Source organism: Bradyrhizobium sp. CCBAU 11361 (genome assembly GCF_028128935.1).
Taxonomy (GTDB): Bacteria; Pseudomonadota; Alphaproteobacteria; order Rhizobiales; family Xanthobacteraceae; genus Bradyrhizobium; species Bradyrhizobium niftali.
The window spans coordinates 15,899-34,188 of record NZ_LBJZ01000022.1; the positions used below are offsets into that span (position 1 = coordinate 15,899).

The following is an 18,290-nucleotide window of genomic DNA, read 5'->3' on the forward strand; positions in this document are numbered from 1 at the left end:
GCCTGCGCTGCTACTGCTGCTCGGTGGCATCACCGCCCACGCAGGTCTTGATGAAGGTCTTCCTGGGCTCGCCGACGACCTTCTGATCGATCGCCTGCTTCAGGCAATCGACCCGCGCCTGCGCCATGCAGAGCTGCAGCTGGTCGCGCTTGTCCTGTCCCTTCAGGTTTTGCGTCGTGCCGAGACACGTCACGCGTTTGGTCGCGGGAACCGGCACCGTGCCGGTCGAAGCGGCGGGCGGCGTCGTTTGTGCAAACACGGGCGCAACAATCAGACACACAAGGCTGGCGGCGACCGTCGCGGACGGCAATTTCATCGAATTCTCCTGATCGGTCCCGGACCGATAGGCGTTTTGCGATGAATGTCGCGTGAATGATGTCGTCAGGCTGGAAAGCCGTTCCTTGTCGTCCTGAAGCGGCACCTCCCGGACTCTATCGCAAGGCGATCCGAGAAAAGTGGAGCGATTTCGTCGAGCCGGAAAGCACGAGCAATGCAGCCTATCGCGAGGCATGGGATGGATGTGTCGGCGTCTCAACTGCGCGTCTCCAAAATGATCTCCGCCATGCCGGTCCGCGTTGCATCGAACAGTGCTTGCACTTCCTGGTGAGTCATTTCGCGCTGTGGTTGGATTCTTTGTTGCGGGTCGGCGCCCTTAAGTTGTTTGACGAAGTCTTGGTGAAACAGAGGGCTGCTATGCTGCATGCTAGGTAACTGGCCCTGCTCTTTTTATCGCGCAGACAATCGAGCCAACCAAACGGCCATTGAGCTTTGGAATTGGCGCAGTCTGTGAACGGGCTCATATCGAAGAGCCATCCGGCGGGTTACGATCACCTCGAAAATTTGCAGTGGAATGTCTGTAAATCGAAAGCCAAACGATGGGGGTGATCATGCCCACCATATTCGACTTGCTCTATCGTGAATATTGCCGCGCCCGCCTCGCTGAAATGCGGAAACAGCTTCTGATCGCAGCTGAACGCGCTGAAGCTCTCCAAGCGCATTATCATCCTGCGGATCAGGGCGACGATGAGGGGACGGACGCACAACGCAAGACCGGTCGCGGCGCGCCGCATTGAGGCGGCCCCAACACCGGCGAACTCTCCCGCGTAGCAGTGGCCAAGCAATTGGCGGCAGTTTGGGAGCAAGCAATGAATACACCCGAATGCTATACTGTCATGGTGGCCTGCGCCTCGTGCCTGACCATCATCGGAATGATGGCCGTTGGGGCGTGGTGAGCATGACTGATTGCTGAACCGCAATCGCAGGCCGTTACCTGGGCCGTAGGCATCGTCCAGTCGGACCTGCGGCGCCGGAAGCAGCACGCGCCATACCGCATCATCCGTCAATGGACGCCGGAAGGCTTTCGCCTCACCTCGGTTTGCAGAATTGATTCTTGCAGTGACGTGAGCGTTGCCGCCGCTTGATACGATTGCGGCGGCATCGCTTGAGATCCGGATGTCAGCCTCCGGGCGGAGTATACGAAGAACGCAGCTTCGCCGCGTTCTGGCGGACCTGCTTGATCTCGTCCTGCGTGAACAGCCGGGTCAGTTTCACGTTCTGCAGCGTGCCCGCCGTGACGGTCAGACCGGAAATGGCCGGAGCTGTGCTCGGATCAGGCACATCGAAAATCACCAAGACGCCTGGACCGTCGGCCGCAACGCTGTACATCGAAATCAGCTTGCCGCCGGCCGCTTCGATGAGTTTTCTCGCCGCCTCCTGGCGATTGGTCGTGGGGTTTTCCAAAATGGCGTTGAGAGCGCGTGGTGTATATTGTCCAGTGAGGCAAAAATGCATGGCATGCTCTCCTCTGAGCTTTTGGCAATAACTCTCCCTGCCGTTCCGAACTGATCGAACGGCCGCTGCATCTAAAATGGTAAAGGTACGTTGCCCGCCGTGGGCATAAACGCCGCCGATGATTGCCGGGAGTTCGGCACGTCCCGGTGACGGCTCTCATGCAAGGCTACATCAACTCCAGAATGTGCGGAAGAGACTTCATCGGCCGCGACATGTCGCCCCGGTCAATGGCGCGCGGTGTTGGGCTACGGCGGAGCCGCTTTGCCCATCCTGCAAAATCATCGCCTGCCGAACCGCCGCTCGCGCGCCTTGTAGAGATGATCGCTGATCAATTGCCGGAGCGCTGCGGGATCATCGAATTCGAGCTGAACCGCGAACGGCACGATGCCATCGGGCAAGCCTTCGTGGCTGCGCAGGCGCGCGAGGTCCTTTTCCGTCGTCACCAGCGTGAGCTGCTCGCGCTGGGCGTCCGCCGTGAGCGCGGCGATCTCCTCGGGCGAGAACACGTGGTGATCGGCGAAGGAACGTGTGCGCGCGACCTCGATGCCACAGGCGCGCAGGGTGCGAAAGAAGCGCTCGGGATCGCCGATGCCGGCGAAGGCGAAGACCCGCTTGCCGAACAGCTGCGCGACCGAGGCAGCATCCGGCTTCAGGCGCGCGCGCAGCTCGGGCTTGTTGCGCTTGGCAAGCTCGGCGGCGACATCGTTGGCGGCACGGCCGTCGCCGATCAGCACCAGCGCGTCGGTGCGCGCGAGCTGTGCCTTCAGCGGCGCACGCAGGGGACCGGCGGGAAACACGTTGCCGTTGCCGATGCCGCGCTCGCCGTCGATCACGATCAACGAGGTATCCTTCAGCAGACGCGGATTCTGAAAGCCGTCGTCCATCAGGATCACGGTCGCGCCTTGCGACTTTGCAAGGGCCACACCGTCGAGGCGGTCGCGCGCGACGACGACCGCAACGTCGCGTGCCATCATCAGCGGCTCGTCGCCGATGTCGGCTGCGATGTGACGCGCGCGATCGACCACGACAGGGCCCTTCAGGCGTCCGCCATAGCCGCGGCTGAGCACCACCGGCGTCTCGCCGAGCTCGCGCAGCAGCCTTGTCAGCGCCAGCACGGTGGGCGTCTTGCCGGCGCCGCCGACATGATAGTTGCCGACGCAGATCACGGGGATGCCGGCGTCGAAACCCTCGAGCGCCATGCGGCGCGCCGTGATCGCGCCATAGATCGCGCCGAGGGGACGGAGGATTTGGGACTCTGGGGAACGCGGCCGGTACCAGAAGGCCGGCTCACGCATTGGCGGCTCCCATCTCGATCCGCAATTGCAGCAGATACGGCTCCAGCGCGGTCATGGTGCGCTCCAGCGCGCCGCCGAGCTGCTCGACCACGCTGCTGCCTGCGTGCTGCAGCTTGTCGCGCACAGCGGGATCGGCCAGGAGTTGGCCGAGCTGCTTGACCAGAAGCTCCTGTGTGTCGGCCTGGCGCGCGCCGCCGCTCGCATCGAGCGCTTCGTAGACTTCGGCGAAATTGAAGACGTGCGGACCGTGGACGATGGCAGCACCGAGCTTGATCGCCTCGATCGGATTCTGGCCGCCATGGCGGATCAGCGACCCGCCCATGAACACGATCGGCGAGAGGCGGTAGAACAGGCCGAGCTCGCCCATGGTGTCGGCGACATAGACATCGGTGGTCGCCGTCGGCAGCTCCTCGCGCGAGCGCAGCGCCGGCTTCAGGCCCGACGCGGTGATCAGGCCCGAAATCGAGGAGCCGCGATCCGGATGGCGCGGCACGATCACCGTCAGGAGCTGCGGGAAGAAACCGACGAGGCTGCGATGCGCCGCCACCAGCATCTCGTCCTCGCCCGGATGGGTCGAGGCCGCGACGATGATCGGCCGCCCGCGCGTCATCGCCATCAGCCGTTCGAGCTTGGCGGGATCGGCCGGCGGCGCCGGCACGTCGAGCTTGAGATTGCCCGTGGTGAGGACGTCGCGGCCGCCGAGCGCGGAGAAGCGTTCGGCATCGGTCTTGGACTGCGCGAGACAAATGTCGAAGCGCGACAGCAGCGCCGAGATGGTGCCGTACATGCGCTGCCAGCGCGGGAAGGAGCGCGGCGACATCCGCCCGTTGATCAGCACCATCGGCACCCGTCGCGTTGCGCCCGCCAGGATCAGGTTCGGCCACAGGTCGGATTCGATGAACAGCGCCAGCGACGGCTTCCAGTGGTCGAGGAAGCGCGCGACATAGCGCGGGGAATCATACGGCACGTATTGATGGATGACGTCGGGCGGGAAACGCTTGGCCGCCACCGCGGCCGAGGTGACGGTGCCCGACGTGAGCAGGATGCGCAAATTGAGATCGCGCAGGCGCTCGATCAGCGCCGCCGCGGCCAGCACCTCGCCGACGCTGGCGCCGTGGATCCAGACCAGCGGACCATGCGGCCGCACGTCCCGGGACAAGCCGCGCCGCTCGCCGACGCGCGCGGGATCTTCCTTGCCCTGCTTCAGCCGCCGCTTGATCAGCGCAGGCGCGAGCGGCACGAGGCCGGAGGCCAGGCGTTGATACATCCGCAGCGTCATCGGGAGCGTGTCAGGCATCTTCCGGCCCCGGGCGGCCGAGCTGCGCATAGGCGCGCCGGGTCGCCTCGTTCAACGTCTCCTCCAGCTCCAGCCGCAGCGCTTCCATCATGGCGGCGTCGGCGTCCGGCGGAACGTGGATTTCCTTGATGCCGACCAGTGCGCCCCGCCCGAATGGCAAATTGATGGTGGTGCGGTCCCAGTTCTTGAGCCGGATGAAGCGGCTGGTCGCCATCGCAAAAGGCATGATCGGCCGCCCCGATTCCCGTGCCAGCATGATGATGCCGAGCCCGGCCACGCGCGAGCGCTTGGGGACATCGGCGGTCAGGGCGACATTACAACCGTCCTGAAGCGTCCGCACCATTTCCTTGAAGGCGCCGACGCCGCCCTTGCGGTGGAAGGCGCCGCCATGGTCGCCGGAACCGCGGATGGTGCCGATGCCGAGCCGCTCGGCGGCGATCGCGTTGAACTCGCCGTCGCGATGCCGCGAGATCAGGACCCTGGCCTTGTACCAGTCCTTGTTCTTGATGAAGGGGGTGAGGAAATGCTGGCCGTGCCAGAAGGCGAAGATCGCCGGGATCTGCGGCTCGACGATGTCATAGACGTCGGGCGGATCGAACGTGAAGGTGTTGGTCCGCCAGACCAGACGCAGATATTCGGCCGCCAGGACCCCGACGGCACGCTGAACGAAGCTGCTCCGCAGCGTATTGCGAAGCAGCCTTTTCAACGCGCCTTCGTTTCTTGATTCGGGTCGAGCAGCCGGTGGAGATGGACGATGAAGTAGCGCATCTGCGCGTTGTCGACCGTGCTCTGCGCCTTGGCGCGCCAGGCGACGTGAGCGGACGCATAGTTCGGATAAAGGCCGACGATCTCGACGTCGTCGAGGTTCTTGAAGGTGTTGTGCTCGAGATCGAGCAGTTCGCCTCCGATGACGAGATGGAGCAGTTGTTGCGGGGCACTATCTGGCATGAGTTCTGTTCCTAACGGGCTGCCCGGCAAAGCAGTGTTCGACAAGCACAGCGAAAGCGCTCAGGGCAAGGGACGATTTCGAAAATGCGCGACAATGCTCGCATGACGATCGCGACCCGCTGCCACCAGCACCCCGTGCGCCACTTCCCGGCGGTTATAGAGGATGGGATCTCCGGAGAGGTCGCTCATCCTACCATCCGCTTCCTGCACGATCAAATCGGCGGCCGCAAGGTCCCAATCATGGCTGTTGCCGCCCGCAAAAGCCGCATCCAGCGCGCCATGGGCGACCCGGCAGAGCCGGAGCGCGAGCGAGCCGATTCGCGGGTGCAGCTTGATGTCGCCGCCGGAGCTGTTGAGCCGCTCGACCATCGGCTTGGGGCCGGCCATGCGGGAGAAATCGAGCGTGGCCCCGGGCGTCGCCCGCACCGGCTTGTCGTTGAGCAGCGTGCCCTGGCCGCGGGCCGCGAAGAAGAACTCGCCGCTGGTCGGCGCGAACACCGCGGCCAGCACCGGCGCGGCGTCGGCGACCAGCGCCACGCTGACGCACCACTCGTCATGGCCGCCCAGATAGTTGCGCGTGCCGTCGATGGGATCGACCACCCAGACAAGCCGCCGCGACAGCCGCGTGGCATCGTCGGCGCTCTCCTCCGACAGCCAGCCATAGTCGGGCGTGGCACTGCGCAGGCGCGCTTCGAGCAGGTCGTTGACGGCGATGTCGGCTTCCGACACCGGCGAGGACGCGCCCTTGGTCCATTTCTTCAGTTCGGTGCGGAACATCGACTGCGCGAGCGCGCCCGCTTCCCGCACTGTGTCCTTCAACAGCGCTGCGTCGCGGGTCAGGATCGTCGCGTCGAGAGAGTTCGCGTCAGCGTCCGCCAAGCGTCAAACCCTCGATGCGCACCGTCGGCGCATTGATGCCGTAGCGGAACTCGAGATTGTTGGCGGGCTGCATCGACTTGAAGATCTCGAACAGGTGGCCTGCGATCGTCACCTCGCTGACGGGATAGGTGATCTCGCCGTTCTCGATCCAGAAGCCGGAGGCGCCGCGGCTGTAATCGCCGGTGACGCCGTTGACGCCGGAGCCGATCAGGTCGGTGACGTAGAAGCCCTGCTTGATGTCGGCGATCAGCTCGGCCGGTGTCGGCGTGCCGGCCTCGAGATGCAGATTGTACGGCCCGGGCGAGGGCGACGACGAAACGCCGCGATGGGCGTGGCCGGTGGTGGCAAGGCCCAGCTCCCGCGCGGTGGCGCAATCAAGCAGCCAGGTCGTCAACACGCCCTCGTCGATCAGCGCGGTCTGCTTCACCGCGACGCCTTCGGCATCGAAGGTCTGCGAGCGCAGGCCGCGCTTGCGCAGGGGATCGTCGATGATGCGGATGTTCTTGGCGAACAGCTGCTGGCCGAGCTTGTCCTTCAGGAAGCTGGTCTTGCGCGCGATCGAGGCGCCGTTGATGGCGCCGACGACATGGCCGACCAAGGAGCCCGCAACGCGCGGATCGAACACGACCGGGACCTTGCAGGTCTCGACCTTGCGCGGATTGTAGCGCGCCACGGTGCGCTCGCCGGCGGAACGGCCGACGATCTCCGGCGACAGCAGGTCGGCCCCATGCGGCGCCGAGGTGAAATCGTAGTCGCGCTCCATGCCGGTGCCTTCGCCAACGATTGCGGTGGCCGAGATGCCCTGGCTGGAGCGCAGGTAGGAGCCGTGGAAGCCCGTGCTGGTGACGAGCACCATGCCGCCCATGCCGGCGGAGGCCGAGGCGCCGCCGGACTTGGTCACGCCCTTCACCGCGAGCGCAGCAGCCTCGGCTTCGAGCGCGCGGCGCTCGAGCTCCGAGGTCGCCGGAATATTCGGATCGAGCAGATCGAGATCGGGGAAGTCGCGCGCGAGCAGCGCGGGATCGGCGAGCCCGACATATTTGTCGCTAGGTGCGACGCGCGCCATCGCGACCGCGCGTTCCGCGAGCTTGGTCACGGCATCGCCGCTGACGTCGTTGGTCGAGACCACCGCCTGGCGCTGGCCGACCAGAACGCGCAGGCCGACATCGTCGCCCTCGGACCGCTCGGATTCCTCGACACGGCCGTCGCGCACCTCGACGCCTTGCGAGACGCCGCGCACTGCGACCGCATCGGCCGCATCGGCGCCGGCGCGCCTCGCCGCCTCGACCAGCCGCTGCGCGAGATCGGACAGCGCGGACTGATCGAACAGGTCACTATTGGCTTTGGGCGAAAGCGTCGAGCTTGGTGAAGGGTTCACAAACGAAATCCTGTTGGAGCGGGGTTCGGGACCGGAACCCACAGATGTGCCCTGGTAGCGCGGACTTCAAGCATTTTCAGCCCGCCAAAAGCTCAGATTCGCGACTTCGGCGCAACGTCTCGTCAATCATGCGCGCCAAGGTCTTGTCAATCATGAGCCGCGGTGACGCTGAGTTAACCAGCCTTTTTAAGCGGTTTCGGAAGCCGGCGCGCTAAGGTCCTCGCATCGACCGGGAACATAATCCTGGCGGGGAGAACTAAAGCCGTGAGGCGTCAAACAGCAACAAGCGGGATCGCTCCCGCCGGGTCGAGCCGCAGCTTGCGGCTCGACCCTCTTTCCCTTCCGGTCCGCTTCGATGCGCATGATCCGCGCGCCGACGGATACACAAGGCAGATCGAGCTTCATCGCGAACGCGTCGTGCTGCGCCGTGCCGTCCGCGGCATGCAGATGGCGATCAACGTGCGCGTCAGCGACTTCACCGGCGTCGCGCTGCGCGGCAACGACGAGGCGCAGGCCCTCGTCCTCGTTCATCGCGACCCCTCGCTCTCCGTTCCGCTGCTGGTCGGCGCCGACGGCGACGAGCTCACCGCAGCCTGGGCGGTCTGGAGCGAGATCTTCGCGCTTCCGCAGCTCGACGAAGGCGCCCGCAAGCCCGCACCGCGCCGCCGCCGCGCCAACGCGATCCGCGCCCGCCGTCCGAAATTCCTGATGCGCCGGCGCACCGCCATGACGCGCGAGCTGCCGGTTCACCGCGAAGAGCGTGAGATCATCGCAAGGAACTAAAGGTGCCGTAGGTGGGTTAGCCGAAGGCGTAACCCACCGCTTTGCTCTCGATGCGGATAGACGTTGGTGGATTACGCTTCGCTAACCCACCCTACGCATTACGCGGCCCGCATCACCGCGTCCGCCAGCAGTCCCGCGAACAGCAATAGCCCGGCATCGCGGTTCGACTTGAACAGGCGCAGGCAGAGCGCAGAATCGTCGATCTTGAGCCGCATGATCTGCCACGCCAGATGCAGGGCAAAGGCCACGAGCCCGAGCCAGGCGGGCCAGCGCACATCGCCTGACGCCAGCGCGACGCCGATCAGCATCACCGCGAGCCCATAGAACAGGATCAGCGCCTGGTGCGTGTGCGCGCCGAACAGGCGCGCGGTCGACTTGATGCCGATCAGCGCGTCGTCCTCGGCATCCTGATGCGCGTAGATCGTGTCATAGCCGATCACCCAGGCGATCGATCCGCCATAAAGCACGAGCGCGGTGACGTCGATGCGGCCGAAGGTGACGGCAAAGCCCATCAGCGCGCCCCAGGAGAAGGCGAGCCCGAGCACGATCTGCGGCCACCAGGTGATGCGCTTCATGAAGGGGTAGATCGCGACGATCAGAAGCGAGGCGATGCCGGTCAGGACCGCGAAGCGATTGAATTGCAAGAGCACCACGAGACCGATCAGGGCCTGCGCGACCATGAAGGCCAGCGCCTGCTTCGTGGTCACCTGCCCCGACGGCAGCGGCCGCGAGCGGGTGCGCTCGACCTTGTCGTCGAGGTCGCGGTCGGTGATGTCGTTCCAGGTGCAGCCTGCTCCGCGCATGACGAAGGCGCCGATGAAGAACAGGACGATGGTGAGCGGCAGGCGGCCGGCGTCGTGCGCGATGCCGGCGGCAAGCGCCGCCGACCACCAGCATGGCATCAGGAGAAGCCAGGAGCCGATCGGACGATCGAAGCGGGACAATCGCAAATAGGGCCGCGCCCATGGCGGCGCGAGCGTATCGACCCAGTTGCCGGTGGAGTCGGCAACGCGGGCGCTCGTGTCGCTCATCGGGTGAGGACGTTGCCGTTGAGCGTATCGAAGGTGCTGCCGCCTTTCTTGCCGGCGTTGGCCTCAGGCGCCGAGCCCGATCCCAGCACCTCGCTCAGCGACGGGCCGGCCGGACCGCGCGGCTGGTTCTGCATCTGCTGCGCAACCGTGCAGACCTTCTTCTGCATGGCCTCGGTGTTCTTGTGGCCGTCCTTCATCTGCGCGCCGACCTGTGCCGGGATTCCGCATTTGGCGGCATTCGCCTCGACAAACTTGATCATCTTGAGCTCGGCCTGGCTGAAATTGCCGATCAGCTTGCAGGCCTCGTCCGGCATCGCGTGACGGTCGCTCGCGGCCTTGATCAGCTTGCCGCGCTTCTCGGCCTCTTCGCGCAAGGGGACGAACCCCTTCATGCAGTCCTCGCCCGGCCCTTGCGTCGGCGGGGCCGCGCTGAAGGCGCCGGCGCCGCCGATCGGCGCAGCGCCGTTCGCGGGAAACGAGGATTGCGGCGCCGCGCCGACGGATGCGGCCGGCGCGGAGCCGTTCACGGGCGGAAATGCCGAGCTGCTCGCGGCCTGGTTCGGCAGCGGCGCCGGGAAGGCGCTTTGCGCGTAGGCACCCGCGGCCCCCATGGTGACCATGGCGGCGGTGATCGGAACCATCAAATGACGGATCATCAAGGCAGTCTCTCCGGCAGGAGCTTACGGGGTTCGGCGTCTTCCCAATTGAAGCGCAACCAGCGTGTTCGCGTTTTTACGATTCCCGCCGGCGCTTAACAACCCGTCGAATAGGGCAGGAGCGCGGCGCGCCGACGCACCGGTTTGGCAATATTTACCCCCGGAATGGCGGCTTTCGGTTAATAACGCCGGCAAAACGGACCTTTGAACGATGCCCTCCCACGATTTTCGCGCCCCCCGCCTGTTCGTCGATGGCCCCCTCGCCCAGGACGCCAGGGTTCCGCTCGACCGCGACCAGAGCAATTATCTCGGCAATGTGCTGCGGCTGGCAGCGGGGGCCGAGGTCCTGGCCTTCAACGGCCGCGACGGCGAATGGCAGGCCGCCATCGAAGGCCGCAAACGGCCGGACGGCCTGGTAATCCTCCAGCCGACCCGGCCGCAGGACCGGCTGGCGGACCTCACTTACGTCTTTGCCCCGCTCAAGCACGCCCGGCTCGATTACATGGTCCAGAAGGCCATCGAGATGGGCGCCGCCAGCCTGCAACCGGTCCTGACCCGGTTCACCCAGGCCTCCCGGGTCAATACCGAGCGGATGCGTGCCAACGTGGTCGAGGCGGCCGAGCAATGCGGCATCCTGAGCATCGCGACCGTGGCCGAGCCGGTGCCGCTGGAGCGCTTCCTCGGCCAGCGCGCCGCCGGTCGCCTGCTCATCTTCTGCGATGAGGCCGCGGAGGTCGAAAATCCCGTTCAGAGCCTGCACGGCGCACGCGAGGCAGGACAAGGTATCGACGTGCTGATCGGCCCCGAAGGCGGCTTTGCCGAGGAAGAGCGGGCGCTGCTGCTGCGGCAGCCGAAAATCCTGCGGCTCGCCCTGGGGCCCCGGATCATGCGGGCCGACACCGCCGCGGTGGCGGCGCTGGCGCTGGTCCAGGCGGTGCTGGGCGATTGGGGCGGCAAGGCCACTTAGCTCTTGGAGTGATCACATTTGAGACCGCTGGAGGTCGTCATGACCGGGCTTGTCCCGGGCATGACGGTGGCGTTGGCCGGCCGTTAAGCGATTGATCCTTTGGAGGTCGAAACCGCTTTCCGGCCATGCTAAGGGCTGCGCCAACTACCGTGCCTCCCCTTGCCCTGCCCGGTTCCGCCGGGACGATGGACCCCTGAGATGACCGCGACTGCCACCTCAAATGCTGCCGGCTCCGCCGCCTGGGCGGATACGCTGCTCTTGTCGTTCGCGCAGGCCGGCTATGTCAGGGCCGAGCCGGCGATTCTGCAACCGGCCGAGCCGTTCCTGGACCTTTCCGGCGAGGACATCCGCAAGAGCCTGTATCTGACCACGGACCTCACCGGCGAGGAGCTCTGCCTGCGGCCGGACCTGACCATACCGGTGGCGCGCGATTACCTCGCCTCCAGCCGCGCCGGCCAGCCGGCCGGGTTCAGCTATCTCGGGCCGGTGTTCCGTTACCGCAGTGGCCAGGCCAGCGAATTTCTTCAGGCCGGCATCGAATCATTCGGCCGCCAGGACCCCGCTGCGGCCGATGCCGAGATGCTGGCGCTGGCGCTGGAGGCGACCAGCGCCTTCGGCGTCCGCGACGTCGAGATCCGCACCGGCGATGTGGCGCTGTTCAACGCGCTGCTCGACGCGCTCAACCTCTATCCGGTCTGGCGCCGCCGCCTGGTCAAGGACTTCAACCGCAAGATCAGCCTGGAGCAGGATCTGGAGCGGCTGGCGGCCGCGACGACCGCCACCCGCAGCGAATATGAGGGCGTGCTGGCCGCGCTCGCCGGCTCCGACCGCAAGGCGGCGCTCGCCTTCGTCACCGATTTGATGTCGATCGCCGGGACCACCAATGTCGGCGGCCGCACCACCGCCGAGATCGCCGACCGCTTCCTCGAGCAATCGACGCTGAAGGGCGGCGCGCTGCCGCGCGAGGCGATCGCCGTGCTCAAGCGCTTCCTGTCGATCGCAGGCAATCCCGACGACGCCGTCGCCGAGCTGCGCGCGCTCACGACCGACGCCAGGCTCGACCTCACGGCTGCGATCGACCAGTTCGAGAGCCGGGTCGGCTTCATGGCGGCGCGCGGCATCGACGTGAAGCAGACGCGCTTCTCCACCGCGTTCGGACGCGGGCTCGACTATTACACCGGCTTCGAATTCGAGTTGCATCACAGCGGCAACGGCGCCGAGCCGCTGGTCGCCGGCGGACGCTATGACGGACTGATGACCCAGCTCGGTTCGGCCGAGCCGATCGCCGCGGTCGGTTTCTCGGTCTGGGTGGACGCGCTGACCCGGATCGGCCGCAAGGTGGGAGCTTAAGTCATGAGCGCGCCATTCGTTCTGGCCGTTCCCTCCAAGGGCCGCCTCCAGGAAAACACCGAAGCCTTTTTCGCCCGCGCGGGCCTCAAGCTGTCGAAGGCCGGCGGCGCACGCGACTATCGCGGCACCATCGCGGGCCTCGACAATGTCGAGGTCGCCTATCTCTCGGCGAGCGAGATCGCCGCGCAGCTGTCGCGCGGCTTCGCCCATCTCGGCGTCACCGGCGAGGACCTGGTGCGCGAGAACATCGCGGACGCCGACAAGCGCGTGTCCCTGATCGAAGGGCTCGGCTTCGGCTATGCCGACGTCGTGGTGGCGGTGCCGCAGGCGTGGATCGACGTCCGCACCATGGCCGACCTCGACGACGTCACCACCGGCTTCCGCGAGCAGCATCACATGCGGATGCGGGTCGCGACCAAGTTCGTCAATCTCACCCGCGCATTCTTCCAGAACCACGGCATCACCGATTACCGCATCGTCGAAAGCGCAGGCGCGACCGAAGGCGCGCCGGCGGCCGGCAGCGCCGAGCTGATCGTCGACATCACGACGACCGGCGCGACCCTCGCCGCCAACGGCTTGCGGGTGCTCGACGACGGCATGATCCTGCGCAGCCAGGCCAATCTGGTCGCTTCCAGGGACGCCGACTGGTCGCCGCAGGCGCGGGAGACCGCGCGCATCATCCTCGACCACATCGCGGCGCGGGCGCGGGCCAACAAGTACCGCGAGGTCCGGACCCGATTCCGGCAGTGCGACGCCGGCCTGCTCGGCGAGGCCCACAGCCGTTTCGGCGTCGAGGCGCCGTTCGGCGGACCGACCTCGTCGGGCATGCTGACGCTGCACTGCCCGCCGGGGCAGCTCTATGCGCTCGCGAGCTTCCTGCGCGAGCATGGCGCCGAGACCGTTTCTGTGGTCTCGCTCGACTACGTGTTCGACCGGGAGAACCCGCTGTTCGCCAAGCTCGAGGCGTTCCTGCGGCGGTGAGCCTCAGGTCCGTTCAGCGTAGCGACAGCAAACGGCAGCTACCATATGCTGTTGAGATGACCTTGAACGCCCTCTGGAACCTTGATCGATGACGCTGGGCTCTGACGTTTCCGGCCTGACGACCACCGCGGCGAGCGCCGCCGCGAAGGGGTTGTCGATCGTCGTCCCCGTCTACAACGAGGCGGCGGGCCTCGCCGCCCTGCACCAGCGCATCTGCGATCTCGCAAGGACCCTGCGCCAGCGCCATCGCCTCGCTTGCGAGGTGGTCTATGTCGACGACGGCAGCGCGGACGCGACGCTGTCGATCGCACGCAGCCTGCCGGCCGACGCGATCGACGTCCAGGTGGTCTCGCTGTCGCGCAATTTCGGCAAGGAGGCGGCGCTGATGGCCGGCCTCGACCATGCCCGCCTCGGCGCCGTGATGTTCATGGACGGCGACGGCCAGCATCCGCCGGCTCTCATCGAGCAGCTCGTGCGACACTGGATCGATGACGGCTATGACGTCGTCTATACGGCCAAGGCGCATCGCGACAACGAAACCTTCGTGCGGCGGCTCGCCGTGCACGGCTTCTACGCCCTGATCAACTGGGGCGCCCGCCAGAAGATTCCGGAAGATGCCGGCGACTTCCGCCTGCTTTCGCCGCGCGCGGTCACAGCGCTTCGGCAACTGCCGGAGCGCAACCGCTTCTTCAAGGGCCTGGCAAGCTGGATCGGCTTCCGCCAGATCCGCGTCGACTACGAGCCCGCGCCGCGCGCCCATGGCGTCACCACCTTCAACGCCGCGCGCCTGCTCGGCCTGTCGATCGAGGGCCTGACCTCGTTCTCGGTGGCACCACTGCGCTTCGCCAGCCTGCTCGGTGTCGTGCTCGCCGGCATCGCCTTCCTGTTCGGCCTCTCCATTCTCTGGGAGGTCTTCACCACCGGCAAGCAGGTCCCCGGCTATCCCTCGCTCGTGGTCGGCCTGATGACGATCGGCGGCGTCCAGCTCATCATGATCGGCATCGTCGGCGAATATATCGGCAAGATCCTCTCCGAGCTGAAGGCCCGCCCGATCTACTTCGTCGCCGAGCACAGTGAAAAGCACTTCGAGACCGACAAGGCCGACGAGGCCTCGAAGAGGACGGCGGCGGAATGAGCGCGGCGGCGCCGCCGCGGCGGATCTGGCTCTGCGCCGACGATTACGGCATCAGCCCGGGCGTCAACCGCGCCATCCGTGACCTGATCGAACGCGGCCGCCTCAACGCCACCTCGGTGATGATGGTGGGCCCCACGATCGCTCGGGGCGAGATCGAGGCGCTCCAGGCCGCAGCGAAGACGAGCCCGCGCTGCGCGATCGGGTTGCACGTGACGCTGTCCGCGCCGTTCCGGCCGCTTACCATGCATTTTCGCCCGCTCAACGGCGACATGTTCATGCCGTTTCCGAAGCTGTTGTGCGCGGGTGTTTTGCGGCGGCTCGACCGCGAATTCTTTCGCAATGAGGTGAAGGCGCAGCTCGTGGCCTTCGCTGATGCTTTCGGCCGCGCACCAGACTTCGTCGATGGACATCAGCATGTGCAGCTCTATCCGCAGGTGCGCGACGGCTTTGTCGACGCGGTTGCCGAAACCGCGCCAAACGCCTGGGTGCGTCAGGGCGGCCGCGACCTGCCGCTGAAGCAGCGGTTGGCCTCGCCCAAAGCCATGGTGCTCGACATCCTCAGCGCGCAATTCCGCCGCCGCGCCGCCGGTGCCGGCCTAGGCTTCAATCCCGGCTTCGCGGGCGCCTATGACTTCAGCCGCGCCGCCGATTTCGGCGAAATGATGCGGCAATTCCTGGACGGCCTGCCGGATGGCGGCCTCGTGATGTGCCATCCCGGCTTCGTCGACGACGTCCTTGCCGCGCTTGATCCGATGACCGACGTGCGCGAACGCGAGTATGCCTATCTCGGGAGCGACGAATTCGTGCGGCTGCTGGCGCAGACCAATACGACACTGGGGTGAAAGCCGGCGAAAGCGCCGGCCCGACGAGGCAGCTTGTCGCATACCGAAATTTAATATGGCCGGCACTGTTGGGGCCACAATGGAACCCTACATCTTCTGCGCGCTTGGTTTGCGCGAGGGAGATTGATCATGACGCCGCAGGAACGCCAGCTCGTCGACGAGCTTTTCGACCGGCTTTCGAAACTGGAAAATGCACCGCGCGATCCCGACGCGATCGCCGCGATCTCCGACGGCCTGCGCAAGGCGCCCGGCGCGATTTACGCGCTGGTGCAGACCACGCTGTTGCAGGACGAAGCGCTGAAGCGCGCCCATAACCGCATCCAGGAGCTGGAGGCGGCCCATGCGCCCGAACAGGCGCAATCCGGCGGCTTCCTGGATACCATGCGCGACACGCTGTTCGGTGGAGGCCCCTCGCGCGGCTCGGTTCCGAACGTGCCGCCGCGCGATTCGCGGCCGGTCTGGAACAGCGGTCAGGCGATGCAGCAGACGCAACCCGGTTACGGCGCCCCGCCGCCCTATGGACAGGCTTACGGTCAGGCTCCGGCCCCGGGCTATGGTGCCCCGCCGGCCGGCGGTGGCGGCGGCTCGTTCCTCGGTACGGCCGCGGCGGCCGCAGCCGGCGTCGTCGGCGGCTCGCTGCTGCTCTCCAGCATCCGCGGCATGATGGGCGGATCGCACCAGCAGGCCTTCGGCGACACCAACGCCCTGGGCGACCGCAGCGCTGGTGGAAGTCCTTGGGGCGGCAGCGACCAGTCCGGCGGCTCGCTCGCGCGCGATGCCGGCCTCAACGACATCGGCTCCAGCCGCGACCGTGGCGGCGATTCCCGCCAAGGCTTGGTCGACCAGGCTTCGAACGACGACCAGAACTACAACGATCAGAACGACAATGACGACAATGTCGACTTGGCCGACGACAGCGATTTCGGCGGCGGCGACGATGGCGGCAGCGATTATGCGTAAGGCTGCTCGATAGCGCGCAAACAAAAACGGCCGCCCATGGGGCGGCCGTTTTCATTTCGAAGCTCGGACCTCACATCACCACGACCTTGGTGCCGACATTGACGCGGCCGTAGAGGTCGATGACGTCCTCGTTGCGCATGCGGATGCAGCCGGAGGAGACGTTGGTACCGATGGTCCAGGGCTCGTTGGAGCCGTGGATGCGGTAGAGCGTGGAGCCGAGATACATCGCACGGGCGCCGAGCGGGTTTTCCGGACCGCCTTCCATGTGCCTCGGCAAGTCGGGGCGGCGCGCGATCATTTCCGCCGGCGGGGTCCAGTCCGGCCATTCGCGCTTGGCCGTGATCGACTTCACGCCGGACCAGGTGAAGCCGGGACGGCCGACGCCGATGCCATAGCGCATCGCCCGGCCGTTGCCCTCGACGAGGTAGAGGAACTTGTTCGGCGTATCGACCACGATCGTGCCGGCACTTTCCTTGCCGCTATAGTCAACGAGTTGTTTCTCGAATCTCGGATCGAATTGACGCTGCCGCGGATCGACCGCCTCCTGCTGGAGACCTGCGCCTTGCTGATATCCACCCTGCATCTGCGGCTCGCCCATCGGCGGCAGGCGGCGCGGATCGTTGTAACCCGGCTGTTGCTGATACACCGGCGGCGGAGCGTAGGCCGGACCGCGGCCGGGCCCGTCGCCGAACAGGAACTCGATGAAGCCGCCGCCCATGTTCGCATTGGAGGCGACGCGCACCGGCGCCGACGGCACTTGCGGCTGGTAAAGCACCGCGGGCGGATCGTTCGGCACGGTATTGTCGAAGGCGCTGGCGCTGGTTGCGCCGGCAACGAGGGTGCAAGCGCCGCCGAGCAGCGCGACAGACATTTTCTTGAACATCGACGTACTCTGTACTGTTTCGTCTAGATCACATGCGTCGTGCAGAGCTGATGGCTGATCGGCGTCCGCGACGTGGTCAATAAAAAGCAAAAGGCGTTTTGTTTGGTAAACGGAAACGCCGTTTTGATTCACCACGTCGCGAGCGACGGCCCAATTTGGCGATCAGCGTTTATTTTCGATGAACGCCTCATGCTCATGGTTAATCGCTTCTTCTCGCGTCGTCGCGCGCGGCCGAGCAACAGTTCCGGTCGTGAACCTCGTGTTAAATTGCTTCTGCCTACAAAGACGCGTGAGTGAGGTGGGGGGAGTTCCTGATGGCGATTCACCGCAAACGTTTTCGTGTCGAAGAGGCTATTGTCGGCGAGATGCCCAGCCCCGAAATGATTGAGGAGGCTGCGCCGATGCATAACGAGATCATGGCGGAGCTGCGCGCGATCCGCGCACAGATGGCGAAGGGCACCGCTGCCCCGCTGTCCGCCAGCGCGGCGATGGCGGCGATCGATGCTTCCACGGCTCATGAGCTTGCCGAGACGCGCACCATGCTCGACACGTACCGGGCGCAGATCGAGCAGTGCGAGAAGCTGAAGGTCGAGCTCGACCTCATCCACGACGCCATCGACCGCACCAAGCGCGAAATCGCGACGCTGCATGGCAAGAGCTTCGACGGCGGCGAGATGGCCAAGGTCAATGGCGAACTCGGCGCGGTCGTCGGCGGCACCGAGCAGGCGACCCAGCAGATCCTGGAAGCCGCCGAGTCGATCGACCAGGCGGCCAGCGCGATGTCCAAGGTGCAATCGGCCGACCAGCAGAAGCGGCTCGCCGACGACATCCAGGAGCGCGTCATCTCGATCTTCGAGGCCTGCAACTTCCAGGACCTGACCGGCCAGCGCATCAGCAAGGTCATGACCACGATGAAGTTCATCGAGCAGCACATCAACGCGATGATGGAGATCTGGGGCGGCGTCGACGCGATCAAGGCCCATGTGCCGGCGCCGGTCGACGCCCGCACCGACGACGAAAAACTCCTCAACGGTCCGAAGCTCGCCGGCGACGTCGGCCACGCCTCGCAGGACGACATCGACGCGCTGTTCGACTGAACGGACGCGAGATCGCG

The 18,290-nt window shown here is 65.9% G+C and carries 20 protein-coding genes; 9 read left to right on the plus strand and 11 right to left on the minus strand.

The genetic code is table 11. From position 1 onward, the window contains the following. Positions 1-10: 10 nt before the first annotated feature. Complete coding sequence (locus XI08_RS07365) at positions 11-316, minus strand: hypothetical protein (protein ID WP_271573929.1); 306 nt, start codon at positions 314-316, stop codon at positions 11-13. A gap of 571 nt (positions 317-887) precedes the next feature. Between XI08_RS07365 and XI08_RS07370 the strand changes: the two genes are divergently transcribed. Beyond that, positions 888-1,073 carry a hypothetical protein gene (locus tag XI08_RS07370; RefSeq protein WP_271573930.1) on the plus strand — a complete coding sequence of 62 codons (186 nt, stop codon included), beginning with the start codon at positions 888-890 and terminating at the stop codon, positions 1,071-1,073. Positions 1,074-1,455: 382 nt separating this feature from the next. Here the strand turns inward: XI08_RS07370 and XI08_RS07375 are convergent, their stop codons facing one another. The 7 genes from XI08_RS07375 to XI08_RS07405 all read right to left on the minus strand — a co-directional run bounded on the left by XI08_RS07375 (position 1,456) and on the right by XI08_RS07405 (position 7,588). Beyond that, positions 1,456-1,791 (minus strand): GYD domain-containing protein, encoded by a 336-nt coding sequence (locus tag XI08_RS07375; RefSeq protein ID WP_271573931.1) that lies wholly within the window; start codon positions 1,789-1,791, stop codon positions 1,456-1,458. A 278-nt stretch (positions 1,792-2,069) separates the two neighbouring features. Beyond that, complete coding sequence (lpxK, locus tag XI08_RS07380; protein ID WP_271573932.1) at positions 2,070-3,086, minus strand: tetraacyldisaccharide 4'-kinase; 1,017 nt, start codon at positions 3,084-3,086, stop codon at positions 2,070-2,072. After that, a complete protein-coding gene (locus tag XI08_RS07385) occupies positions 3,079-4,413 on the minus strand; it encodes a 3-deoxy-D-manno-octulosonic acid transferase (RefSeq protein WP_271573933.1) in 1,335 nt (444 codons plus the stop codon). Before XI08_RS07385 ends, lpxK begins: the two co-directional genes overlap by 8 nt. Further along, entirely contained in the window at positions 4,376-5,089 is a 714-nt protein-coding gene (locus tag XI08_RS07390) for a lysophospholipid acyltransferase family protein (protein WP_271573934.1), read from the minus strand. The genes XI08_RS07385 and XI08_RS07390 overlap by 38 nt, the downstream gene beginning before the upstream one ends. Further along, positions 5,086-5,331 carry a DUF4170 domain-containing protein gene (locus XI08_RS07395; RefSeq protein WP_011090249.1) on the minus strand — a complete coding sequence of 82 codons (246 nt, stop codon included), beginning with the start codon at positions 5,329-5,331 and terminating at the stop codon, positions 5,086-5,088. Before XI08_RS07395 ends, XI08_RS07390 begins: the two co-directional genes overlap by 4 nt. 60 nt (positions 5,332-5,391) lie before the next feature. Further along, complete coding sequence (locus XI08_RS07400; protein WP_271573935.1) at positions 5,392-6,210, minus strand: 3'(2'),5'-bisphosphate nucleotidase CysQ; 819 nt, start codon at positions 6,208-6,210, stop codon at positions 5,392-5,394. Further along, positions 6,197-7,588, minus strand: coding sequence for a TldD/PmbA family protein (locus XI08_RS07405; RefSeq protein WP_271573936.1), 1,392 nt, complete (start codon positions 7,586-7,588; stop codon positions 6,197-6,199). The genes XI08_RS07400 and XI08_RS07405 overlap by 14 nt, the downstream gene beginning before the upstream one ends. Before the next feature lie 264 nt (positions 7,589-7,852). Between XI08_RS07405 and XI08_RS07410 the strand changes: the two genes are divergently transcribed. Beyond that, positions 7,853-8,371, plus strand: coding sequence for a DUF6101 family protein (locus XI08_RS07410; RefSeq protein WP_271573937.1), 519 nt, complete (start codon positions 7,853-7,855; stop codon positions 8,369-8,371). Between the two features lie 98 nt (positions 8,372-8,469). Here the strand turns inward: XI08_RS07410 and ubiA are convergent, their stop codons facing one another. Both ubiA and XI08_RS07420 read right to left on the minus strand, forming a co-directional pair. Continuing rightward, a complete protein-coding gene (gene ubiA, locus XI08_RS07415; RefSeq protein ID WP_271573938.1) occupies positions 8,470-9,402 on the minus strand; it encodes a 4-hydroxybenzoate octaprenyltransferase in 933 nt (310 codons plus the stop codon). Beyond that, positions 9,399-10,058, minus strand: coding sequence for a hypothetical protein (locus tag XI08_RS07420; protein WP_027546040.1), 660 nt, complete (start codon positions 10,056-10,058; stop codon positions 9,399-9,401). Before XI08_RS07420 ends, ubiA begins: the two co-directional genes overlap by 4 nt. A 211-nt stretch (positions 10,059-10,269) precedes the next feature. Here XI08_RS07420 and XI08_RS07425 point away from each other — a divergent pair, with 211 nt between their 5' ends. The 6 genes from XI08_RS07425 (at position 10,270) to XI08_RS07450 (ending at position 16,293) form a co-directional block, all read left to right on the plus strand. Continuing rightward, on the plus strand, positions 10,270-11,025 hold the full coding sequence (locus XI08_RS07425; protein ID WP_271573939.1) for a 16S rRNA (uracil(1498)-N(3))-methyltransferase: 756 nt from the start codon (positions 10,270-10,272) through the stop codon (positions 11,023-11,025). A gap of 198 nt (positions 11,026-11,223) precedes the next feature. Beyond that, positions 11,224-12,375: an ATP phosphoribosyltransferase regulatory subunit gene (locus XI08_RS07430; protein WP_271573940.1), complete on the plus strand. Its 1,152-nt coding sequence runs from the start codon at positions 11,224-11,226 to the stop codon at positions 12,373-12,375. Between the two features lie 3 nt (positions 12,376-12,378). Further along, positions 12,379-13,356: an ATP phosphoribosyltransferase gene (hisG, locus tag XI08_RS07435; RefSeq protein ID WP_271573941.1), complete on the plus strand. Its 978-nt coding sequence runs from the start codon at positions 12,379-12,381 to the stop codon at positions 13,354-13,356. Between the two features lie 88 nt (positions 13,357-13,444). After that, positions 13,445-14,491: a glycosyltransferase family 2 protein gene (locus XI08_RS07440; RefSeq protein ID WP_271573942.1), complete on the plus strand. Its 1,047-nt coding sequence runs from the start codon at positions 13,445-13,447 to the stop codon at positions 14,489-14,491. After that, positions 14,488-15,333 (plus strand): ChbG/HpnK family deacetylase, encoded by an 846-nt coding sequence (locus tag XI08_RS07445; RefSeq protein WP_271573943.1) that lies wholly within the window; start codon positions 14,488-14,490, stop codon positions 15,331-15,333. Before XI08_RS07440 ends, XI08_RS07445 begins: the two co-directional genes overlap by 4 nt. Before the next feature lie 129 nt (positions 15,334-15,462). Beyond that, entirely contained in the window at positions 15,463-16,293 is an 831-nt protein-coding gene (locus XI08_RS07450) for a DUF2076 domain-containing protein (protein ID WP_271573944.1), read from the plus strand. 70 nt (positions 16,294-16,363) lie between these two features. On the opposite strand, the gene XI08_RS07455 is transcribed toward XI08_RS07450, so the two are convergent. Next, positions 16,364-17,176, minus strand: a complete 813-nt coding sequence (locus XI08_RS07455; protein ID WP_271573945.1) for a L,D-transpeptidase family protein — start codon at positions 17,174-17,176, stop codon at positions 16,364-16,366. Between the two features lie 314 nt (positions 17,177-17,490). Here XI08_RS07455 and XI08_RS07460 point away from each other — a divergent pair, with 314 nt between their 5' ends. Continuing rightward, on the plus strand, positions 17,491-18,273 hold the full coding sequence (locus XI08_RS07460) for a protein phosphatase CheZ (RefSeq protein WP_271573946.1): 783 nt from the start codon (positions 17,491-17,493) through the stop codon (positions 18,271-18,273). Positions 18,274-18,290 lie beyond the last annotated feature (17 nt).